This window comes from Enterobacter sp. WCHEn045836 (assembly GCF_003965585.1).
Lineage (GTDB): Bacteria > Pseudomonadota > Gammaproteobacteria > Enterobacterales > Enterobacteriaceae > Enterobacter > Enterobacter dissolvens.
In genome coordinates, this window is sequence record NZ_RXPT01000010.1 from 62,280 (window position 1) to 81,690 (window position 19,411).

The following is a 19,411-nucleotide window of genomic DNA, read 5'->3' on the forward strand; positions in this document are numbered from 1 at the left end:
AGCAACCTCTCTTATCCTTTAATGTGTAACTGACGCCAGGCATCATTTGCCAGCGCAATAAATTGTTTGTCTCCGGACTGCTGAAAACGCATTTCAAACCAGCCCGCCATCAGCATGTCAACCCAGGGCCGCCAGCGTCTGACCTGACGCGCCAGTGTTCCCGCGTCCAGGTGCGCTATCCGGGCGTAATCGCTGATAAGCCTTTGGCGCGCAGCATCATCTTCCACCCAGACTGACGCCAGCTCCAGTGCCACATCCCCATCTCCGGCGTACTCCCAGTCGATAAGCCTGATGCCGGCCGATGTATGCACGATATTGCCGGCATGGACATCCATATGTAATGGCGAGAGCCGAAGCGGCTGAGGCTCTCCCGCAGTACGTAACCGTTTAAGCTGCGCAAGCCAGTATGGGGTGCGTCTGTCCGGTGAGGCTCGCTGCCAGTACTGTTCCAGCAATGGGAGCAGTATAATGCGCCACCCCAGACACGGCTGATGGTGCAGACGACAGAGCATCGCAGCAAGCGTTGCGCTTTCGGGCAGCGTATGGCGGATCTCCCCCGCCAGATACTCTACCGCCATCCAGCCCTGCCTGAAAAAGCGCGGCGCGGGCACGAGATCCGCCGGTAGACGCTTCAGGGCACGAAACTGACGGCGAAAATGGGAAACAGGGGCTAAGGGATCGTGATGATGACGCAACACCAGACGCTGCTCGCCCTGCTCCAGAATGCAACTCGCGCCGCCAAGCCCGGAGTGGGCCTGCGGCGCGATAAGACGATACTGCGGAAAATATCGCGTGAGGATCGCTTCACGCGTGCAATCAGAGTTGCGTAACCGCACCTTTACCTGACCAGATAATCTCGCCTGTCTGAACCAGCATCAGCTGCATCTGCAGGGCTGGCGTATTCACGTTACCGGTGGCATTAGAGTACAGCACATACTGCGCACCAACGTTACGGGCAATCCCCATCGCCTTACTGCGCGTACCAAGGCTGTCCTGCGGTGACAGGCCAAGCTGCTGTTTGGCTACCGCCAGCTGCTGCGCCGAAACCAGCGTAAATTTGCCGTTGTTGGCCAGGGCATTGCGCAGGGTTTCAGTCGCTTCTCCGGCGTTTAATGAACCGTTAGTCCGGTTGTTCACGCTATCCACCAGCAGTACGCTACCCGCGGTCACGCCCTGAGCCTGCAGCATTTTACCGACCATCGGCTGCATCGCACCGTTCCAGTCATAATGACGCACGCGCGGTGCAGGCTGTGAGGTCTGATCCTGATGTTCAATCGGACCCGGTTGCGACGGAAGCGTCGGTACAGACGGCACGGTTGGCTGTGGTTGCGTTGGCTGTGTCGGCTGCTCCGTACCCGGTTTCGCCTCTTCCACAGGTGCTGGCTGTTCGGTTCGCGTCACACAGCCTGCGAGGAACAGTGCAAAAGCTGTCACGAGCGCATAACGGCTCATATTTTTAATCAAGGTTCACCTCTTACAGATAAAGATAAAGTCTCACCTTATGCGCACCCAGATAGTTGGCGCTCCCATAGAGCGTTACCGACGATCTGGCCGGAATGGTCACGCTGCGCGGCGCTTCCAGCGGGTGCATTTCAAGACCTCGTACGTCATACCAGAAAAAACGGTAGTGAACCGTCACCGGTTCGTGTCTTTCGTTAAAGAGCGCAGAGGAAGCAGAAGATTTGATTTCACTGATGGTCAACGTGGGTTGTTCTGCCGTGATGCCCGCTGCCAGTACCGAGGACTCCATCACCAGCGTTTGTTCCTCGCTGACGGGAATGGCCGGACGCGCGCTGCACCCCACCATCACCATTGTCATTACCAGCGCTGCAATACGCCCTTTCAACATGTTAAAGACCTTTATGTGCCAGCATCGGCCCCAGAGGACGTCCACCCAGCAGATGCATATGAATATGATAAACTTCCTGCCCACCGTGGCGATTACAGTTCATGATAAGACGGTAACCGTCCTCAGCAATCCCTTCCTGCTCGGCGATTTTCGCGGCCACCGTCAGCATACGGCCTAACGCCACTTCGTGCTCGGTTTTTACGTCATTGACGGTAGGAATCAGAATATTTGGAATGATAAGGATATGTGTCGGAGCCTGAGGGGAAATATCCCTGAAAGCCGTCACCAGCTCATCCTGATAGACGATATCCGAAGGGATTTCGCGGCGGATAATTTTACTGAAAATGGTTTCTTCAGCCATGACCTGTTCCTTTGTTGTTTAATCTGGCGTGGTGCGTCCGCTATTAACATACTCTCTGCATGAGTATGTGGCACAACTGAAGAGTATGAGCGAGTTTCTCCTGTCCTTTCAACCTTCTCCCCGGATTTCTTTCCTGAAAGCGCTTCAGCTGAGTGAAGAGTGACCGCTGGCATGTGTTAACCACCTGAAACATTATTTCATTTCCTTTTGACACATCTGTTTACAGCGTTAATCACAATGCGTATATTTCGCATTTGCATTTTCATGCGCATTTTCAACATAGAAAACGACGTCAGCCCGTTCTCGCGGGACTGCCGCACACACCTTTCACCATTCAGTAAGGGTTTGATGATGTCTTTCATTTATCACACCAGGGATGGGCAACGTCAGCCAGTCGCAACACCTTCGTTGCTGGCTGCCTGTATTGCTATGGCATTGATGCCAGCCGTCAGTTTCGCCGCCTCTGCAACCGAAGATACCGTCGTTGTTGAGGGCGGTCTTGATAACACGCAGGACCCGTCAGGGAGTCAGGATGAAGACTACAGCGTTAAGACCACCACGACGGGGACGAAACTGTTACTGGTTCCCCGGGATATCCCCCAGTCCGTCAGCGTCATCAGCCAGCAGCGTATGGCAGATCAGAACCTGCAATCGATCGGCCAGGTGTTAACCAACACGACCGGCGTTACGGCACAGGTGCAGGACAGCGACCGGACGGTGTTCTACTCTCGCGGCTTCTTCGTCAGTAACTATGCCTACGATGACCTGCCAACCTCCATCAGCGAAGTATGGAACTTTGGTGATACGGCCGCCGATACCGCCATTTACGATCGTATTGAAGTGGTGCGCGGTGCAACCGGCCTGATGTCCGGCACGGGGAACCCCTCCGCCTATGTGAACATGGTTCGTAAGCATGCAGACAGCAATGAATTTAAAGGCAATGTCTCAGCCAGTTACGGTAGCTGGGACAAACAACGCTATGTGCTGGATCTGCAGTCTCCGCTGGTAGAGTCCGGTAAAGTGCGTGGTCGTCTTATCACGGGTTATCAGGACAACGACAGTTTTGTTGATAACTACCACTACCGCAAAAAGTTCCTCTACGGCGTGGTGGATGCGGACGTGACGGACAACACGAGCCTGTCGGTGGGCTATGAATATCAGGAAAGCAACACCGATAACCCAACCTGGGGCGGCCTGCCAACCTGGCACAGTGACGGCAGCAAAACCCATTACAGCCGTAGCCAGACTGTGGCACCTGACTGGGCCTACTCTGATAAAGATAACACCCGCATTTTCGCCAACCTCACCCAACGCTTCGACAACGGCTGGGAAGCCCACATCAACGGTATGCATGCGGACACCCGCTTCGACAGCAAACTGATGTATATGTCCGGCTACCCGGATAAAGAGACCGGTGCAGGCATGGTCGGGTACGGCGGCTGGAACAGGGGTGAACGTAAGCAGGACGCGGTGGATGCCTTCCTGCGCGGTGATTTCGATCTTTTCGGTCGTCAGCATGAGATGATGTTTGGCGGCAGCTTCAGTCGTCAGCGTAACCACTATGACAACACCATGCCGGACGCGCTGTATGGTATGGTTGACGTGGGTAACTTCAAAAACTGGAACGGGAATATCGCCGATCCGCAGTGGACCCCATGGAAGCTCTACAGTCAGGACGATATCCGCCAGTCTTCGGCCTATACTTCCGCCCGCTTCTCACTGGCCGATCCGCTGCACCTGATCCTCGGTGCGCGTTATACCCATTACAACATTCGCTATAACCCGGCAGGCTCACCGGACACACGCCTGGAAAGCAGTAAGGATGATGTGACGCCGTATGCGGGCCTTGTCTACGATATCAATGAAGACTGGTCAACCTACGTCAGCTATACCTCCATCTTCCAGCCTCAGGACAAACGTGACGCCAGCGGTCGCTATCTCGACCCGACAACGGGCAAAAGCTATGAAGCCGGCGTGAAAGCGGACTGGTTCAATACCCGCCTGACCACCTCGCTCGCCCTCTTCCGTATTGAGCAGGATAACGTGGCGAATAACACCTATACCTACATGCCAAGCGGCGAGTCGATCTATGAATCTCTGGACGGCGTGGTCAGTAAAGGGATTGAGTTCGAGCTGAACGGTGCCCTGACCGATAACTGGCAGCTGACCTTCGGCGCGACCCGCTACATTGCCGAAGACAAGCGCGGTAACACGGTAAGCTCCGATCAGCCTCGCACCACAATGAAGCTGTTTACCCGTTATCAACTGCCCATGCTGCCTGCACTGGCGGTAGGCGGCGGGGTGAACTGGCAGAATAAAGTCTGGAACGCGGTGGATGGCGGCCCGGCAGGTCAATCACGGGCAGAACAAGGCAGCTACGCGCTGGTTAACCTGTTTAGCCGGTATCAGGTCACCAACGATTTTGCTGTCCAGGCTAACGTCAACAACCTGTTCGACAAAGAGTACTACGACTACGTCGGCTCTTATGTGGTCTATGGCGCGCCGCTGAACGTCTCGGTGAGCGCGAGCTACGACTTCTGAGTGTTCAGCCGCTACCCGGCATAACAAACGGCAGTAATAAAAAAGGCAGCCATTCGGCTGCCTTAGTCTCCCCAGGTCACAGCTTAGCTGTTGCGGATGTATTCATCCATTTCGGTTTTCAGGTTATCGGATTTGGTCCCGAAGATTGCCTGAACACCAGAACCTGCAACAACCACACCCGCTGCGCCCAGTTTTTTCAGACCCGGCTGGTCTACTTTCGCGACGTCGGCAACGCTCACACGCAGACGAGTGATACACGCGTCCAGGTTAGTGATGTTTTCTTTACCGCCGAACGCTGCAACCAGTGCCGGAGCCATTTCGCTGGTCGCGCCTGCTTTGCTGTCTTCAGTCGCATCTTCACGACCTGGTGTTTTCAGGTCCAGTGCTTTGATCAGCACGCGGAAGATGGTGTAGTAGACAACGGCATAGCACGCACCCACGATTGGGAACAGCCACAGTTTGCTGCTGTTACCGGACAGAACGATGAAGTCGATCAGACCGTGTGAGAAGGACGTACCGTCACGCATACCCAGCAGGATACAGATTGGGAACGCCAGGCCAGCCAGAATCGCGTGGATAACGTACAGGATCGGCGCAACGAACATGAAGGAGAACTCGATTGGCTCGGTGATACCGGTCAGGAACGAGGTCAACGCTGCGGAGATCATGATACCGCCCACTTTTGCACGGTTCTCTGGTTTAGCTGAGTGCCAGATAGCAATTGCCGCAGCTGGCAGACCGTACATTTTGAACAGGAAGCCACCAGACAGTTTACCTGCTGTTGGGTCACCCGCCATGTAACGAGGGATATCACCGTGGAACACCTGGCCCGCTGCGTTGGTGAATTCACCAATCTGCATCTGGAATGGAACGTTCCAGATGTGGTGCAGACCAAATGGCACCAGGCAACGCTCGATGAAGCCGTAGATACCGAACGCGACAACCGGGTTCTGGTAAGCAGCCCACTGAGAGAAGGTCTGGATAGCGGAACCGATTGGTGGCCAGATGAAGGACAGGATCACACCCGTGAAAATCGCTGCCAGACCAGAGATAATCGGAACGAAACGCTTGCCCGCGAAGAAGCCCAGATACTCAGGCAGCTTAATGCGATAGAAGCGGTTAAACATATACGCTGCAATCGCACCGGAGATGATACCGCCCAGAACACCGGTATCCGCCAGGTGTTTCGCTGCGATCTCTTCAGCAGGTAAATGCAGAACCAGCGGTGCAACCACAGCCATGGTTTTCACCATGATGCCGTAGGCAACCACTGCAGCCAGCGCAGAAACGCCGTCGTTATTGGTGAAGCCCAGAGCAACACCGATAGCGAAGATCAGCGGCATGTTAGCAAAGACGGAACCGCCTGCTTCGGCCATCACGTGGGACACTACGGCTGGCAGCCAGCTGAAGTTTGCAGAACCGACACCCAGCAGGATACCTGCGATAGGCAGTACGGATACTGGCAGCATCAGCGATTTACCGACCTTTTGCAGGTTAGCAAATGCATTCTTAAACATAATTGAGAGTGCTCCTGAGTATTTGTGCTTTTTTTACGCTTTCACGCATTGGCCCGGGGGGAGTACCGTGCCGTGGACAGGACATCTAAGCGCCCTTTATTTATTACACAGAGTAAAATAATTCCCTCTGACTTTGTTTGACGGCTATCACGTTTCAGCTTAAGACGGTCGAAAAACTTTCAGTTATTTACAAAAAGCATTTCTGGATGTGTCAAAAAACACCATCACCGCCCCAAATGAGGCGGTGAACTTTACTCGTTTTAACTATTAATTACGAGCCTAAAAAAAACAGGTGTATCAGACAGATTGCAGGCGGGCGGGGTCAATATGGAACAGGGTAGAGAAGTTTTCCGTCGTGACACGGGCCAGTTCTTCGATACTGACGCCCTTCAGAACGGCCATGTATTCAGCCACGTCTCTGGTCATCGCTGGCTGGTTTTCTTTACCACGATGCGGTACCGGTGCCAGATAAGGAGAATCTGTTTCCACCAGAATACGATCGAGCGGCACATAACGCGCGGCATCCCGAAGCTGCTCAGCGTTACGGAACGTCACGATCCCGGAAAACGAGATATAAAACCCTAAATCAAGCAGTTTTCCCGCCGTTTCTCTGTCTTCTGTGAAACAGTGTAGTACGCCACCGCAATCCGTCACGTTTTCTTCCCTGAGGATCGCCAGCGTATCGGCACGCGCGTCACGGGTATGAACGATAACCGGTTTGTTGAGTTCACGCCCGATGCGAATGTGATGACGGAACGACTCCTGCTGCAACGCCTTTGTTTCAGGCGTGTAGTAATAATCGAGCCCGGTTTCCCCCATGGCGACCACGCCCTCTTCCGCCGCCAGGCGGCGCAACTCCTCAACGTCGTACGCCTCGTCCTGATTAAGCGGATGCACGCCACAGGAGAAAACAACGTCAGGGCGGACGCCTACCAGTTCACGCATGGTGCGATAGCCCGGCAGCGTGGTGGCCACGGCAAGGCAAAATTTCACATCGCGGGCGGCGGCTTTTGCCAGCACGTCGTCCACGTCTTTATGCAGGGATTGATAATCCAGGCCATCGAGATGGCAGTGTGAGTCGACTAAAAACATAATGTCTCTCTCAGAGATGGGAAACAGGCGGTGTAACGCCTGGTTGCAGGTAATGTTCGATACGCAATAACTGGTCGGTCAGCACAAGCTCGCGATTGAGACCGGTTACTGTCAAAAGCTGTTCACGGCTCTGGCAAACATCGTGCAGAATTGCGCGCAACGTGGCGCCTGACAGGCGATTCGCCAGAGTATTCACCAGCGGCCAGACATCGGGATTGGTCAGTAGCGTGGCCCCCTGCTGGATCTTGAGCGCATCAAGAAGTAACGCGGCCAGCCAGTGCAGACGCCCGGCAACCTGATCGCTGTTGAGTGCAGGCAACACACTCAGCCAGTCGCGGCTCTCCAGCGCCGATTCTACGGCGCGGCACAGTGCTTCCCGTTGCGACCAGACATCAGGCTGCAGCAGTGCCAGCGCGGCGGCGGGTGCGCCACTGCTGAGACGCAGCGCGGACAACGCGCTATCTGGTGACGTTGTCACCTCTCGTTCCAGCCAGCTCAGCGCCCACGATTCCTGCGGGATCGCAAGGTGATGAAGTCGACAACGACTGCGTAGCGTCGGCAATAATCGTCCCGGATCGCGGCATGACAGGAAGAACCACGTTTTTTCCGGTGGCTCCTCCAGGGTCTTAAGCAGGGCGTTCGCCGCCGCCTCGGTCAGTAGCGCGGCGTCTTTCAGCCAGACGACTTTTGCGCCGCCCAGTCGCGCGTGTTCGTATAATTTTTCACTCACTTCACGCACGGCATCAATACCGAGCGCGCTTTTGCCCTTTTCAGGCTCCAGCGTGTAGTAGTCAGGATGAGTGCCTGCCTGCATCAGCTGGCAGCCACGGCATTTACCGCAGCTTTTATGCCCTTCTGGCTGCTGGCACATCAAAAAACGGGTGATGGCGTAGATCAACGCATCTTCACCCATGCCTGGCAATGCCTGAATCAGTAACGCATGATGCCCCCGTCCGGCCTGATAGCTGGAAATCAGCTGTTCAAAGTGCGGGCGCAACCATGGGTACCATTTCATGCCTGTTGCTCCTGTAGCCATTGTTTGACCGTTTCCTCAATGGAACGGGTCACCTCTTCCAGGGACTGGGTCGCATCGATTGTACGAATGGAATGGTCCTGACTGGCGAGTTCAAGATAACGCGCGCGGGTGCGATTAAAGAAGTCGAGCGACTCTTGCTCAATACGATCCAGCTCACCGCGAGCGCGCGCACGTTTCAGGCCCACTTCCGGCGTCACATCCAGATAGAGCGTCAGATCGGGACGAAAATCGCCCAATACCGCGTCGCGCAGCGTTGCCAGCATCGTCTGGTCAATACCTCGTCCCCCGCCCTGATACGCCTGAGTCGACAGATCGTGACGGTCGCCAATGACCCACTTGCCGGCGGCCAGGGCCGGTTTGATGACCGTTTCAACCAGCTGCACGCGCGCGGCATAGAACATCAGCACTTCGGCTTTGTCAGTGATAACTTCGTCGCCCACGGATTTGATATCCAGCACCAGGCTGCGCAGCTTTTCAGCCAGCTGCGTACCGCCCGGCTCACGGGTAAACACCATGTCCGCAACGCCAAGCGCTTTTAGCGTATCGATCACCACGTTGCGGGCTGTGGTTTTACCGGCGCCTTCGAGTCCCTCAATGACAATGTATTTACTGCGCATTTTTTTCCTTAAGTGCCTTCAGATAGTCCTGAACAGAGCGATTATGGCTGGCAAGGTTGGTGTTAAAGGTATGCCCCCCTTTTCCATCAGCCACAAAGTAGAGATACGGTGTTTTTGCCGGATGCGCGGCCGCCTTAAGCGAGGCTTCGCTCGGCGTGGCAATCGGGCCTGGCGGCAGACCGCTAATAACGTAGGTATTATACGCCGTCGGCGTCTCCAGATCTTTTCGTGTGATCTTGCCGCTGTAGCTCTCACCCATTCCGTAGATCACGGTAGGGTCAGTTTGCAGACGCATGCCAATGCGCAGTCGGTTGATAAAGACCGACGCGACCTGGTCGCGCTCTGAAGCCACCGCGGTCTCCTTCTCGATAATTGAGGCCATGGTGACAAACTGATTTTGATCTTTATACGGCAGGCCATCGGCGCGTCCGTCCCATGCAGCTTCCACCGCCGCGACCATTTTTTTGTGCGCACGCTTCAGGATCGCCACATCGGTTGTTCCCGCCGTATACATCCAGGTGTCCGGCCAGAACCAGCCCTCAACCCACTCCGGATGTTCAAATTCCAGTACCTCGGCAACCGTCTGGTAGCTATCATCTTTTAGCGTATGCTTAATATACGGTGCGTCACGCAGCTGTTTAAGGTAATCACTCAGACGCATACCTTCAACAAAACGCAGCGGGAACTGCGCTTCTTTGCCGCTTTCCAGCAGCTGCAGCATCTCTCTGACGGTCATGCCAGGCGTAAAACGATAGGTGCCGGCTTTGAAATGAGACAGATCAGGTTCAATACGTAATAACCACTGGAACACACGTGGGCGATTGATGATTTTGTCGCGGTAAAGCTGTTCTCCAAGCGCCTGTCGCCAGGTTCCCGCTTTCAGGGTAAATATCGTTTCGTCCTTAATCAGGATCTTACTGTCCGCCAGCTGACGAACTTTCCACACTCCTGCACCGCCAGCGACACCCAGCGCAACGATAAGGAGGAGGACAAAGCGTAACATTTTCTTCATGACTATCTGGTTTGCTCACATATCGGGGCTAAAAACTCAAACAGCTCGCGCGATGGCAAGCAAAATTGACCATAGGCGCGGACAGGTATAACCGGCATCAGTGCGTTGCAAATAACGATTTCATCTGCTGCCTGCAACGCCTCTTCGCGTGCGTTAACTTCGACAACGTAAAAGTCAGAGCGTGCCAGCTGCTGCAAACAAAACTGACGCATAATACCGTTGACTCCCGCCTGTTCCAGCGAAGGCGTGAAAACCGTCTTGCCCTGCCGCCAGAATAAATTAGCCGCACAGCATTCCGTAATGAACCCTTCGCTGTCAAGAACCAGCGCTTCATCGGCTGCCGTCTGCTCAAGATGAGTACGGATTAGCACCTGCTCAAGACGATTGAGATGTTTTATCCCTGCAAGCATAGGGTTTCTTCCCAGTCGTACCGGGCTGAGCGTCAGGGTAACGCCCTCGTCGCGCCAGCGTGGATAATGGGCAGGATACGCAGAAACTGACAGGATCCGGGTGGGATGCTGGCAACTGGCGCCGCTGTAACCGCGTCCACCGCTGCCGCGACTGATAATTGCTTTGAGTACCCCATTGCGTTTTCCGGACGCAAGCTGGCGCATTTCCTGGCGCAATGTGTCCCATTGCGTAAAAGGGATCAGTAACGTCTCGCAGGCTGTTTGCAGACGGCGTATATGCGCGTCCAGCAGACATACGTCACCATCCACAATGCGCGCGGTGGTAAAGCAACCATCACCAAACTGAGTCGCCCTGTCGCTGGCAGGCAGAGAATCTTGCTCAAGGCCATTGATTAAAAACATGGTGGCTCCTTATGCGTGGGCGTTTAGTCTGGCAGGATGTCATGCAGCCGACAAGAAGATTAGCCTTAATAAAAAAGGCCCGGCAAGCGGACCTTTTTTCACAGCCATAGGGTACGCAGATTCAGATCTTTTTGAAGATCAGAGAACCGTTAGTACCGCCGAAGCCGAAGGAGTTACACAGGGTGTACTCCATTCCACTCACCTGGCGCGCTTCGTGAGGAACGAAGTCCAGATCGCAACCGTCATCCGGATTATCCAGGTTGATGGTTGGCGGAACAGCCTGGTCGCGCAGCGCAAGAATAGAGTAAATAGACTCTACTGCCCCCGCCGCACCTAACAGGTGACCGGTCATGGATTTTGTGGAGCTGACCAGTACGCGGCTGGCAGATTCGCCGAAGATAGACTTCACAGCCTGAGCTTCTGCTTTATCGCCTGCTGGTGTAGAAGTACCGTGCGCGTTAACGTAACCGATTTGCGCAGGCGTGATACCTGCATCGCGAATCGCGTTTTCCATGGCCAGCGCAGCGCCTGCGCCATTTTCCGGCGGTGACGTCATGTGATAGGCATCGCTACTCATACCAAAGCCAACGACTTCAGCATAAATTTTCGCACCACGTTTTTTTGCATGTTCGTACTCTTCCAGAACGAGCATACCCGCACCATCACCCAGCACGAAACCGTCACGGTCTTTATCCCACGGACGGCTTGCCGCCTGAGGATTATCGTTGCGGGTAGACAGCGCACGCGCAGCACCAAAGCCACCCACGCCAAGCGGGGTACTGGCTTTTTCAGCACCGCCCGCCACCATAGCATCTGCATCGCCGTACGCAATGATACGCGCGGCCTGGCCGATGTTATGCACGCCAGAGGTACATGCGGTCGCGATAGAAATGCTTGGCCCACGCAGACCGAACATGATGGTCAGGTGACCCGCCACCATATTAACAATCGTGGACGGAACGAAGAACGGGCTGATTTTACGCGGTCCGCCATTCATCAGAGATGTATGGTTTTCCTCAATCAGGCCAAGACCGCCAATCCCGGAGCCGATAGCGGCACCGATACGGCTTGCGTTCTCTTCCGTAATTTCAAGGCCAGAATCCTGCATGGCCTGAACGCCAGCGACAATTCCATATTGAATGAAGGCATCCATCTTGCGCTGTTCTTTACGCGAGATGATCTCTTCACAGTTAAAATCCTTTACTAAGCCAGCAAATTTCGTTGCATAGGCGCTAGTATCGAAATGGTCGATTAGGCTGATGCCGCTCTGACCGGCAAGGAGAGCTTTCCAGGTGGACTCTACGGTATTGCCGACAGGAGACAACATGCCAAGTCCGGTCACAACTACACGACGCTTAGACACGTTTGTCCTCCAGGGAGGGATAAAAAAAGAGATTCGTGGGACTAAAAAAGATAAAACTCAGGCGGTCGAATGACCGCCTGGAGATGTTCACTTACGCCTGGTGGCCGTTGATGTAATCAATGGCAGCCTGAACGGTGGTGATCTTCTCAGCTTCTTCGTCCGGAATCTCAGTATCAAACTCTTCTTCCAGAGCCATTACCAGCTCAACGGTGTCAAGAGAATCTGCGCCCAGGTCTTCAACGAAGGAAGCGGAGTTCACAACTTCTTCCTGCTTAACGCCCAGCTGTTCGCCGATAATTTTCTTAACGCGTTCTTCGATAGTGCTCATACTCTTAAATTTCCTATCAAAACTCGCTTTCGCGATGGTTTTCGTAGTGTATAAAATGTTGAAAAATTTGCAACTAAATCCCGGCAGGTCTTACCACGATTTTACGTTATTTTGAGGCCAATCCCCCCAATAACGCAAATATTTTCGATCGTGATTAAACCATATACATCCCGCCGTTGACGTGGAGGGTCTCACCAGTGATGTAACCCGCTTCGTCAGAGGCTAAAAATGCAACCGCGCTGGCAATTTCTTTAGGGTCGCCTAAGCGGCCCGCTGGAACAGCTGCCAGCGTACCCGCACGCTGCTCATCAGTCAGCGCACGCGTCATGTCCGTTTCAATAAAGCCCGGAGCAACAACGTTTACAGTAATACCGCGGGACGCGACTTCACGCGCCAGCGACTTACTGAAACCAATCAGACCTGCTTTCGCCGCAGCGTAGTTAGCCTGACCAGCATTTCCCATGGTACCAACCACAGAACCGACAGTGATAATACGACCATGACGCTTTTTCATCATAGCGCGCATTACCGCTTTTGACAGACGGAATACAGATGACAGGTTGGTTTCGATAATATCGTTCCACTCGTCGTCTTTCATTCGCATCAACAGGTTATCGCGAGTGATCCCGGCATTATTGACCAGAATATCCACTTCGCCAAACTCTGCGCGAATATTTTCCAGAACAGATTCGATAGATGCAGGCTCAGTCACATTCAGTACCAGACCTTTACCGTTCGCACCCAGATAGTCGCTGATGGCCTTCGCGCCATTCTCGCTGGTTGCTGTACCAATCACTTTCGCGCCGCGCGCGGCCAGTGTTTCAGCAATGGCGCGCCCGATACCGCGGCTTGCGCCAGTGACCAGGGCAATTTTTCCTTCAAAACTCATGGTATTCCTCTTTTATTGCGAGAGTGCCGCTTCAATAGCTTCCGGCTCGTTAATCGCCGAGGCAGTCAGGGTGTCAACAATACGTTTTGTCAGACCGGTCAGGACTTTCCCTGGGCCGACTTCGTACAGGTGCTCAACGCCCTGAGAGGCCATAAACTCAACGGTTTTGGTCCACTGTACCGGGCTATAGAGCTGGCGAACCAGCGCGTCACGGATAGCCTCCGGCGTAGTTTCACATTTCACATCGACGTTGTTCACAACGGAAATCGTCGGTGCGTTAAAGGTAATTTTTTCCAGTTCAACCGCCAGCTTGTCAGCAGCAGGTTTCATCAGCGCACAGTGGGACGGAACACTCACTGGCAGCGGCAGCGCACGTTTCGCGCCCGCGGCTTTACAGGCTGCACCTGCACGTTCAACCGCTTCTTTATGACCGGCGATAACCACCTGACCTGGCGAGTTGAAGTTAACCGGTGAAACCACCTGACCTTCTGCTGATTCTTCACACGCTTTTGCGATGGAAGCATCGTCGAGACCGATGATAGCAGACATGCCGCCCGTGCCTTCTGGCACCGCTTCCTGCATGAATTTACCACGCAGTTCAACCAGGCGTACCGCGTCAGCAAAGGCAATCACACCGGCACAGACCAGCGCAGAGTATTCACCCAGGCTATGGCCCGCGAGCAGGGCTGGCGCTTTACCGCCCTTCTGCTGCCAGACGCGCCACAGCGCAACGGAAGCGGTCAGCAGAGCAGGCTGAGTCTGCCAGGTTTTGTTCAGCTCTTCGGCCGGCCCCTGTTGGGTCAGCGCCCATAAATCATAACCCAGTGCATCGGAAGCTTCACGGAAAGTCTCTTCGATTACCGGATAGTTTGCTGCCATTTCAGACAACATCCCAACGGTTTGAGAGCCCTGCCCCGGGAACACAAAAGCAAATTGCGTCATCTTTTAATCCTTATCCTAGAAACGAACCAGCGCGGAACCCCAGGTGAACCCGCCACCGAAGGCTTCAAGCAAGACCAACTGGCCCCGTTTGATTCGTCCGTCACGTACCGCTTCATCAAAGGCGCACGGTACTGACGCCGCAGAGGTATTGCCGTGGCGATCGAGCGTCACCACAACGTTATCCATCGACATGCCCAGCTTTTTCGCGGTCGCACTGATAATACGCAGGTTCGCCTGATGCGGCACCAGCCAGTCGAGTGCAGTGCGTTCAAGGTTATTGGCTTCCAGCGTTTCATCAACAATGTGTGCCAGCTCCGTCACTGCAACCTTAAACACCTCGTTACCTGCCATGGTCAGGTAGATAGAGTTGTCCGGATTCACACGGTCGGCGTTAGGCAGCGTCAGCAGTTCGCCATAGCTACCGTCAGCATGCAGATGCGTGGAGATGATGCCCGGCTCTTCAGACTGGCCCAGCAGTACGGCACCCGCACCATCACCAAAAATAATGATCGTTCCACGATCGGTTGGATCGCAGGTACGCGCCAGCACGTCAGCCCCGATCACCAGCGCATATTTCACCGCGCCGGATTTTACATACTGATCGGCAATGCTCAATGCATAGGTGAAACCTGCGCAGGCTGCGGCAACGTCAAACGCCGGGCAGCCTTTAATACCGAGCATATTCTGCACCTGGCACGCTGCGCTTGGGAAAGCATGTGTGGCAGATGTCGTGGCGACCACGATCAAACCAATCTGTTCTTTATCGATGCCCGCCATTTCGATAGCACGCTGTGCGGCTTCGTAACCCATGGTGGACACGGTTTCGTCTGGCGCGGCGATACGACGTTCACGGATACCTGTGCGCGTGACAATCCACTCGTCAGACGTATCTACCATTTTTTCCAGATCGGCGTTGGTTCGCACTTGTGTTGGCAGATAGCTGCCGGTACCAATAATCTTCGTATACATGTACGCTCAGTCACTTTTAGCTAATACAGATTCCAGGCGAGCGGCAATCCGCTGAGGGACTTGTCGCTGCACCGCCTGCACTGCCTGTTCAATGGCGACAGTAAATGCTCGCTGATTGGCGGCACCGTGACTCTTGATCACAATGCCGCGCAATCCTAACAGACAGGCGCCATTATACTGGTCGGGGTTGAGGTGACTGAATCGCCGCGTCAGGCTTTTTTGTAACCAACGCTTCAATAAAATCAGCCACCAGGCGCTTTTTTTACCTTCTCCCTGCGATTTGAGGAGAGAAAGGAACATTCGCACAACCCCTTCCATGGTCTTCAACGTCACGTTTCCAGTGAAGCCATCACACACCAGAACATCCGTTTTCCCCGTCAGCAACTCATTGGCTTCGAGATAACCAATATAGTTGATGGAGGGAACCTGTTTAAGCAATTCGGCAGCCTCACGAATGCTGTCCAGGCCTTTGGTCTCTTCTTCACCTATGTTCAGTAACGCAACACGGGGAGTGTTGATCCCGACCACTTCTTCTGCCAGCACCGACCCCATCACGGCAAACTGAGCCAGCATTGTACTATCACAATCGACGTTAGCGCCCAGATCGAGCACCACCGTTTTGCCCTTTTGCTGATGCGGGAGTACCGTCACCAGCGCCGGACGCTCAATGCCCTCAATAGGCTTGAGCAGTAATTTCGACAGCCCCATCAGCGCGCCGGTATTTCCCGCGCTGACGCAGGCCTGCGCACGTCCTTCTTTTACCAGCTCCAGTGCCATTCGCATAGAGCTGCCACGGCTATTGCGAATCGCCTGCGATGGCCGGGCATTACTGGCAATAACTGACTGCGCAGGAATAATCTGCAGACGCGAACGTTGTTCGAAGTCAGCTTTTGCAAGTAATGGCGTGATTGTGTCGGGATTGCCGACTAAAAGAAGTGTGAGTTGCGAATTAGAATTCAGTGCCTGCAATGCTGCAGGCACTGTCACGGAAGGCCCAAAATCTCCTCCCATGACATCTAACGCCAGGGTTAGACGTGTCAAGGTATCGTCGCAGCCTGGTTCGGTAAATTCCCCGTTTGCACGGGGAGTTCCTCACTAAGCCTAATCACGCAAACGCGTGATTACTTAGTGATAACCTTGCGGCCGCGGTAGAAACCGTCAGCGGTGATGTGGTGACGCAGGTGTTTCTCACCAGAAGTCTTGTCTACAGACAGGCTGGTAACTGCAGTCAGCGCGTCATGGGAACGACGCATGCCACGTTTGGAACGGGTTGGTTTATTCTGTTGTACGGCCATGGACCTTACTCCTCAATTACTTACGCTTTAAGCTGGCTAATACGGCAAATGGGTTTGGTTTTTGCGCTTCATCAGGCAGTTCCCCAAAGACCATGTCCGCCTCGGACACTTCACAGTGTTCAGAATCATGCACCGGAACCACTGGCAAGGTGAGGATGATTTCATCTTCAACCAGAGCCAGAAGATCGATTTCACCGAATTCGTTAACCTCAATCGGCTCATACGCTTCCGGGAGTGCCTCAGCCTGTTCGTCAGAACGAACCGGACTGAAACAATACGTTGTGTGAACATGCTGTGTGAACGGTTTCCCGCAACGCTGACATTCGAGCGTTACCGTCACCTTTGCATCACCGGTTAAAACGGCAAGGCGCTGGTTATCGATAGCGAACGACATGGAGCATTCCACATCACTGTCCACACTGACTACGGATTCGGCAATACGCTCAGCCTGATCGGAAGTATAGATACCTTCATAATCGAGGCGTTTTTGAGCCGTACGAACCGGATCAAGAGTCAGGGGTAATTTTACCTTTTGCATAGGGCGCGCATATTAACTTTGTAACGTCATATAGTCAAAGAAAAAGGCAACCAGGGCTGCCTTTTGCCAATTATTCGCACACATTGCGGCCTGTAGTTTAAAATGGCTGGCATCGATACGCTATATCTGGTGATAAAAATATGCCAAATCTCGTTCTCGCTTCCACGTCTCCCTACCGCCGAATATTGCTGGAAAAGCTCGGGATCCCGTTTGAGTGCGCCGCGCCGGACGTTGACGAGACGCCACAACCTGGCGAGTCGCCGCGTCATCTAGTGACCCGTCTGGCGAAAGAAAAAGCCCAGTCGCTTGCCGCACGATACCCTTCGCATTTGATTATAGGCTCCGATCAGGTTTGTGTACTGGATGGCGTCATTACCGGTAAGCCGCACACCGAAGAGAACGCCTGTAAACAGCTTATGCAGGCGCGAGGCAATATTGTTACCTTCTATACCGGTCTCGCACTCTATAACTCCGCCGCGGGCCACCTGCAGACCGAATGTGAGCCGTTTGATGTCCATTTCCGGCACCTGAGTGAGCAAGAAATCATAGATTATGTGCGTCGTGAACGGCCGCTAAACTGTGCGGGCAGTTTTAAAAGTGAAGGTCTTGGGATTGCGCTGTTCGAAAAACTGGAGGGGCGTGATCCGAACACACTGGTGGGCTTGCCGCTGATAGCGCTGTGCCAGATGTTAAGACGCGAAGCGTGTAATCCGCTGACGGCGTGACCTTTGCGGCCTGATACCCTCTCCCACAGGCAGAGGGTGCAAACATTAAAAACGGCGACTTCGTTGCCGTTTAACGTTTACCTTAGCCGCGCAGAACTTTCAGGCAGCGTTTCAACTGCTCATCCAGCGGCGCTTCAATACGTATAGTCTCGCCGGTATTCGGATGGGTAAACTTCAGCGCTGCCGCATGCAGGAACAGACGCGACAGCCCCGTCCCCGCCAGTTGCTTATCAAACTCCCTGTCGCCATAACGGTCGTCAAAAGCAATCGGATGGCCCGCAAACTGGGTATGCACGCGAATCTGGTGGGTACGGCCGGTAACCGGACTACAGCGCACCAGCGTGGCGAACTCATAACGCTCTTCCACTTTAAAGCGTGTCTCAGACGGTTTACCTTCCTGGCTCACACGGACGATTCGCTCACCGCTTTGCAAAATATTTTTCAACAGCGGGGCCTGCACCACTTTAACGTGGGACTGCCACTGACCGCGCACCAGCGCCAGATAATCTTTCTGCATCCCTTTTTCACGTAACTGCTCGTGCAATGAGCGCAGGGCAGAACGTTTTTTGGCGACCAGCAGCACGCCGGAGGTGTCACGATCGAGACGGTGCACCAGTTCGAGGAAACGGGCTTCCGGGCGCAGCGCGCGCAGCCCTTCGATCACGCCGAAACTCAGACCGCTGCCACCGTGTACTGCCGTACCCGACGGTTTATTCAACACCAGGATGTAATCATCTTCATACAGGATCACATCACTCAGGGCGGCCACCTTCTGCAGCTTAGGCGACACGACCTCTTCTTCGCGTTCAGCAACACGCACCGGTGGGATACGTACTTCGTCACCGGCTTCGAGCTTATACTCAGGCTTCACGCGTTTTTTGTTAACCCGCACCTCGCCCTTACGCAGGATGCGGTAAATCATGCTTTTTGGCACACCTTTCAGTTGGGTGCGCAAAAAGTTATCGATACGTTGCCCCGCTTCATCATCGGCGATAGCAACCATTTTTACGGCTGGAGTCTCTGTTTTCATGGTTGGCGATTCTAAATATCGTCAGGCATTAGCGCCACTCATTTTTCTATGCTTATATTTACTTTTATCCGGCCTGCCCCCCGTTTCGCGCAATCGATTTGGTGGTTATTAAACCAATCACCAACCTGAAGTGAAGAAACTGTGAGTAACCGGGTGATAATTGGTAAAAGTCATCTTGCTATAACCCGGCGAGCAGTGGAATAATGAAGCCGTTTTCCGCGTTAAATCCGGGTTTTGTAAGGATATCGACGGAATGACCAATTTTGTCTGACCGATCATCCACGCAGCAATGGCGTAAGACGTATTGATCTTTCAGGCAGTTAGCGGGCTGCGGGTTGCAGTACTTCCCGGTATAAGGATTGTTCTCTGGAGAGTTTTACCCAGGCAATTCCCCTGATAATTGCGCTGTTTTTCCGTATGAAATACAGGCAACCGACACTCTGCGCCTCTTAAGCGAGCGACAACCGTGAGGTTGGCGACGTGAATAGACACGAG

21 protein-coding genes are annotated in these 19,411 nt (G+C 53.9%); 2 read left to right on the forward strand and 19 right to left on the reverse strand.

The features are described from left to right. Positions 1 to 11 precede the first annotated feature (11 nt). The 4 genes from thiK to hinT are packed head-to-tail and all read right to left on the reverse strand — an operon-like array spanning position 12 to position 2,210. On the reverse strand, positions 12 to 836 hold the full coding sequence (thiK, locus tag EKN38_RS14545; RefSeq protein WP_014831458.1) for a thiamine kinase: 825 nt from the start codon (positions 834 to 836) through the stop codon (positions 12 to 14). Beyond that, positions 817 to 1,464, reverse strand: coding sequence for a penicillin-binding protein activator LpoB (lpoB, locus tag EKN38_RS14550; protein ID WP_014831457.1), 648 nt, complete (start codon positions 1,462 to 1,464; stop codon positions 817 to 819). The genes thiK and lpoB overlap by 20 nt, the downstream gene beginning before the upstream one ends. A gap of 10 nt (positions 1,465 to 1,474) precedes the next feature. Next, complete coding sequence (locus EKN38_RS14555; protein ID WP_014831456.1) at positions 1,475 to 1,849, reverse strand: YcfL family protein; 375 nt, start codon at positions 1,847 to 1,849, stop codon at positions 1,475 to 1,477. A gap of 1 nt (position 1,850) precedes the next feature. Then, a complete protein-coding gene (gene hinT, locus EKN38_RS14560; protein WP_006809243.1) occupies positions 1,851 to 2,210 on the reverse strand; it encodes a purine nucleoside phosphoramidase in 360 nt (119 codons plus the stop codon). Positions 2,211 to 2,561: 351 nt separating this feature from the next. Between hinT and fhuE the strand changes: the two genes are divergently transcribed. Further along, a complete protein-coding gene (gene fhuE / locus EKN38_RS14565) occupies positions 2,562 to 4,751 on the forward strand; it encodes a ferric-rhodotorulic acid/ferric-coprogen receptor FhuE (RefSeq protein ID WP_043951605.1) in 2,190 nt (729 codons plus the stop codon). Positions 4,752 to 4,834: 83 nt separating this feature from the next. Here the strand turns inward: fhuE and ptsG are convergent, their stop codons facing one another. The 14 genes from ptsG to yceD all read right to left on the reverse strand — a co-directional run bounded on the left by ptsG (position 4,835) and on the right by yceD (position 17,161). Next, positions 4,835 to 6,268 carry a PTS glucose transporter subunit IIBC gene (gene ptsG, locus EKN38_RS14570; RefSeq protein WP_014831454.1) on the reverse strand — a complete coding sequence of 478 codons (1,434 nt, stop codon included), beginning with the start codon at positions 6,266 to 6,268 and terminating at the stop codon, positions 4,835 to 4,837. A 297-nt stretch (positions 6,269 to 6,565) separates the two neighbouring features. Beyond that, on the reverse strand, positions 6,566 to 7,360 hold the full coding sequence (locus tag EKN38_RS14575; RefSeq protein WP_014831453.1) for a metal-dependent hydrolase: 795 nt from the start codon (positions 7,358 to 7,360) through the stop codon (positions 6,566 to 6,568). A gap of 10 nt (positions 7,361 to 7,370) precedes the next feature. Further along, entirely contained in the window at positions 7,371 to 8,375 is a 1,005-nt protein-coding gene (holB, locus tag EKN38_RS14580; RefSeq protein WP_014831452.1) for a DNA polymerase III subunit delta', read from the reverse strand. After that, entirely contained in the window at positions 8,372 to 9,013 is a 642-nt protein-coding gene (gene tmk / locus EKN38_RS14585) for a dTMP kinase (protein WP_014831451.1), read from the reverse strand. Before tmk ends, holB begins: the two co-directional genes overlap by 4 nt. Continuing rightward, entirely contained in the window at positions 9,003 to 10,025 is a 1,023-nt protein-coding gene (gene yceG, locus EKN38_RS14590) for a cell division protein YceG (protein WP_014831450.1), read from the reverse strand. Before yceG ends, tmk begins: the two co-directional genes overlap by 11 nt. A gap of 2 nt (positions 10,026 to 10,027) precedes the next feature. Next, positions 10,028 to 10,837: an aminodeoxychorismate lyase gene (gene pabC / locus EKN38_RS14595; RefSeq protein ID WP_014831449.1), complete on the reverse strand. Its 810-nt coding sequence runs from the start codon at positions 10,835 to 10,837 to the stop codon at positions 10,028 to 10,030. 121 nt (positions 10,838 to 10,958) lie between these two features. Next, a complete protein-coding gene (fabF, locus tag EKN38_RS14600) occupies positions 10,959 to 12,200 on the reverse strand; it encodes a beta-ketoacyl-ACP synthase II (protein ID WP_014831448.1) in 1,242 nt (413 codons plus the stop codon). A gap of 91 nt (positions 12,201 to 12,291) precedes the next feature. Further along, entirely contained in the window at positions 12,292 to 12,528 is a 237-nt protein-coding gene (gene acpP, locus EKN38_RS14605; RefSeq protein WP_003857954.1) for an acyl carrier protein, read from the reverse strand. Between the two features lie 154 nt (positions 12,529 to 12,682). Then, positions 12,683 to 13,417 (reverse strand): 3-oxoacyl-ACP reductase FabG, encoded by a 735-nt coding sequence (fabG, locus tag EKN38_RS14610; RefSeq protein WP_013097120.1) that lies wholly within the window; start codon positions 13,415 to 13,417, stop codon positions 12,683 to 12,685. Between the two features lie 12 nt (positions 13,418 to 13,429). Continuing rightward, a complete protein-coding gene (gene fabD, locus EKN38_RS14615) occupies positions 13,430 to 14,359 on the reverse strand; it encodes an ACP S-malonyltransferase (RefSeq protein ID WP_014831447.1) in 930 nt (309 codons plus the stop codon). A gap of 15 nt (positions 14,360 to 14,374) precedes the next feature. After that, complete coding sequence (locus EKN38_RS14620) at positions 14,375 to 15,328, reverse strand: beta-ketoacyl-ACP synthase III (protein ID WP_014831446.1); 954 nt, start codon at positions 15,326 to 15,328, stop codon at positions 14,375 to 14,377. A 6-nt stretch (positions 15,329 to 15,334) separates the two neighbouring features. Beyond that, positions 15,335 to 16,369: a phosphate acyltransferase PlsX gene (gene plsX / locus EKN38_RS14625; protein WP_014831445.1), complete on the reverse strand. Its 1,035-nt coding sequence runs from the start codon at positions 16,367 to 16,369 to the stop codon at positions 15,335 to 15,337. An 80-nt stretch (positions 16,370 to 16,449) separates the two neighbouring features. Then, positions 16,450 to 16,623 (reverse strand): 50S ribosomal protein L32, encoded by a 174-nt coding sequence (rpmF, locus tag EKN38_RS14630; RefSeq protein ID WP_003857964.1) that lies wholly within the window; start codon positions 16,621 to 16,623, stop codon positions 16,450 to 16,452. A gap of 16 nt (positions 16,624 to 16,639) precedes the next feature. Continuing rightward, a complete protein-coding gene (gene yceD, locus EKN38_RS14635; RefSeq protein WP_013097124.1) occupies positions 16,640 to 17,161 on the reverse strand; it encodes a 23S rRNA accumulation protein YceD in 522 nt (173 codons plus the stop codon). A gap of 140 nt (positions 17,162 to 17,301) precedes the next feature. Between yceD and EKN38_RS14640 the strand changes: the two genes are divergently transcribed. Next, positions 17,302 to 17,886, forward strand: a complete 585-nt coding sequence (locus EKN38_RS14640; protein WP_047362211.1) for a Maf family protein — start codon at positions 17,302 to 17,304, stop codon at positions 17,884 to 17,886. Positions 17,887 to 17,968: 82 nt separating this feature from the next. On the opposite strand, the gene rluC is transcribed toward EKN38_RS14640, so the two are convergent. Continuing rightward, positions 17,969 to 18,916, reverse strand: coding sequence for a 23S rRNA pseudouridine(955/2504/2580) synthase RluC (rluC, locus tag EKN38_RS14645; RefSeq protein WP_014831443.1), 948 nt, complete (start codon positions 18,914 to 18,916; stop codon positions 17,969 to 17,971). Positions 18,917 to 19,411 lie beyond the last annotated feature (495 nt).

Bases quoted from the DNA above. Each gene is read 5' to 3' on its own strand.
- hinT (WP_006809243.1), bottom strand. From the start codon at position 2,210: ATGGCTGAAGAAACCATTTTCAGTAAAATTATCCGCCGCGAAATCCCT.
- fhuE (WP_043951605.1), top strand. From the start codon at position 2,562: ATGTCTTTCATTTATCACACCAGGGATGGGCAACGTCAGCCAGTCGCA.
- yceD (WP_013097124.1), bottom strand. From the start codon at position 17,161: ATGCAAAAGGTAAAATTACCCCTGACTCTTGATCCGGTTCGTACGGCT.
- holB (WP_014831452.1), bottom strand. From the start codon at position 8,375: ATGAAATGGTACCCATGGTTGCGCCCGCACTTTGAACAGCTGATTTCC.
- EKN38_RS14575 (WP_014831453.1), bottom strand. From the start codon at position 7,360: ATGTTTTTAGTCGACTCACACTGCCATCTCGATGGCCTGGATTATCAA.
- rpmF (WP_003857964.1), bottom strand. From the start codon at position 16,623: ATGGCCGTACAACAGAATAAACCAACCCGTTCCAAACGTGGCATGCGT.
- EKN38_RS14640 (WP_047362211.1), top strand. From the start codon at position 17,302: ATGCCAAATCTCGTTCTCGCTTCCACGTCTCCCTACCGCCGAATATTG.
- tmk (WP_014831451.1), bottom strand. From the start codon at position 9,013: ATGCGCAGTAAATACATTGTCATTGAGGGACTCGAAGGCGCCGGTAAA.
- fabD (WP_014831447.1), bottom strand. From the start codon at position 14,359: ATGACGCAATTTGCTTTTGTGTTCCCGGGGCAGGGCTCTCAAACCGTT.
- EKN38_RS14555 (WP_014831456.1), bottom strand. From the start codon at position 1,849: ATGTTGAAAGGGCGTATTGCAGCGCTGGTAATGACAATGGTGATGGTG.
- acpP (WP_003857954.1), bottom strand. From the start codon at position 12,528: ATGAGCACTATCGAAGAACGCGTTAAGAAAATTATCGGCGAACAGCTG.
- pabC (WP_014831449.1), bottom strand. From the start codon at position 10,837: ATGTTTTTAATCAATGGCCTTGAGCAAGATTCTCTGCCTGCCAGCGAC.
- ptsG (WP_014831454.1), bottom strand. From the start codon at position 6,268: ATGTTTAAGAATGCATTTGCTAACCTGCAAAAGGTCGGTAAATCGCTG.
- yceG (WP_014831450.1), bottom strand. From the start codon at position 10,025: ATGAAGAAAATGTTACGCTTTGTCCTCCTCCTTATCGTTGCGCTGGGT.
- fabG (WP_013097120.1), bottom strand. From the start codon at position 13,417: ATGAGTTTTGAAGGAAAAATTGCCCTGGTCACTGGCGCAAGCCGCGGT.
- EKN38_RS14620 (WP_014831446.1), bottom strand. From the start codon at position 15,328: ATGTATACGAAGATTATTGGTACCGGCAGCTATCTGCCAACACAAGTG.
- rluC (WP_014831443.1), bottom strand. From the start codon at position 18,916: ATGAAAACAGAGACTCCAGCCGTAAAAATGGTTGCTATCGCCGATGAT.